Genomic DNA, 1,312 nt, shown 5'->3' with positions numbered 1-1,312 from the left:
CCATAGTCTCTACACTCAAGTCTCCAGGCTGGAAAACACATTAAATGAGGAGAGGGAAGTATGAATTGGAATGTGACACCAATAATGGCTTTGGTCATTTTTCTGCAAGGATGTGGCGCACAAAATAGTACGCAAGCCATTGAGCAGAAATACACAAATCACGCTTCTAAATTTGCCACTGTTGAAGGCAAACGAGTGCATTATCGAGATGAAGGACAGGGTGAGGTGGTGATTTTATTGCATGGCACTTCGTCATCACTTCACGCTTGGGAGCAATGGACTCAAATCCTCAAACAAGACTATCGCGTCGTACGTATGGACTTACCGGGTTTTGGCTTAACTGGGCATCTGCCTCAAAACCAGTACGAAATCCCTGACGATATTGCTTTTTTAAGTGCCTTTATGAGAGAGCTCGACATCGAACAAGCACATTTTGTCGGTAGCTCTTTAGGAGGACGCATAGTTTGGGAATACGGTTTACAACATCCAGAGCAGGTTATAACCCTTACGTTGATAAATGCCTTAGGGTATCCACAAAAATCGTGGCCACCAGGCATTGCGATGGCCCAGTGGCCAGTCATCGGCAAAATAATGGAACATGTCACTCCAAGGTTTATGTTCGAAGATGGGCTTAAAGAGGTTTACTTCGACCCGCTACTTGTGGATGCGGCGTTGATTGATCGATACTACGAACTGACTACCTACCAACAAAATCGACAGGGATTCACACGTCGCGTCAAGGCATCGCTGGATCAGGACTCGGATAAGCTAACACAAATTGCCAAGCCGACTCTTATTCTGTGGGGGAAGGAAGACCGTTATTTTCCAGCTGAAAATGCGAGAAAGTTTGAGCGTGATATTCGGGGCTCTTATGCTGTAGTGTATGACGACGTTGGACACTTACCGATGGAAGAGGTCCCAGAGCGATCAGCAGAGGCGTTTAAACAGTTTATCTCGAAAGGTAAGCCTTAGGACTAACCTGGTGCCAGCGCTTGAACGCTTTGTAGAAGCTGCTGGTATCTTTAAAACCAAGACGATAGCTCAACTCGGTAATGCTTGGAGGCGGGGTTTGAGTTAGCCAACGGACTGCTAACTGCTTTCTTGTATCATCAAGAATACTCTGGAAAGAGGTATGCTCTCTTTCCAGTTTGCGGTAGAGCGTTTGTCGGCTGAAGTGTAATTGCTGTGCGACTTTATCTATGCTGAGTAGTTCTCCATTTTCTAGTCCGTTTACTACTATGGTCCTGACTTGCTGTTGGAGAGGCTGGGTTTGCGTTAATGTCTCAAGGTGGCTTTGTGCAGTTTTTGCCCT

The 1,312-nt window shown here is 46.0% G+C and carries 2 protein-coding genes; one reads left to right on the top strand and one right to left on the bottom strand.

Annotated elements, in window-relative coordinates; translation table 11 throughout:
- The first annotated feature begins 60 nt into the window (after positions 1-60).
- On the top strand, positions 61-972 hold the full coding sequence (locus BCT81_RS01010; RefSeq protein WP_102423012.1) for an alpha/beta hydrolase: 912 nt from the start codon (positions 61-63) through the stop codon (positions 970-972).
- On the opposite strand, the gene BCT81_RS01005 is transcribed toward BCT81_RS01010, so the two are convergent.
- Positions 950-1,312 (bottom strand): helix-turn-helix transcriptional regulator (locus BCT81_RS01005; protein WP_133152475.1); only part of this gene is annotated, 363 nt, incomplete at its 5' end. The two genes, BCT81_RS01010 and BCT81_RS01005, sit on opposite strands and share 23 nt — an antisense overlap.

The organism is Vibrio sp. 10N.261.52.A1 (assembly GCF_002876325.1).
In the GTDB taxonomy this organism is placed as follows: Bacteria; Pseudomonadota; Gammaproteobacteria; order Enterobacterales; family Vibrionaceae; genus Vibrio; species Vibrio chagasii.
This window is presented reverse-complemented; position numbering and strand designations above follow the sequence as displayed.

Excerpts from the sequence above, each read along its gene's own strand:
- BCT81_RS01010 (WP_102423012.1), top strand. The coding sequence starts at position 61 with ATGAATTGGAATGTGACACCAATAATGGCTTTGGTCATTTTTCTGCAA.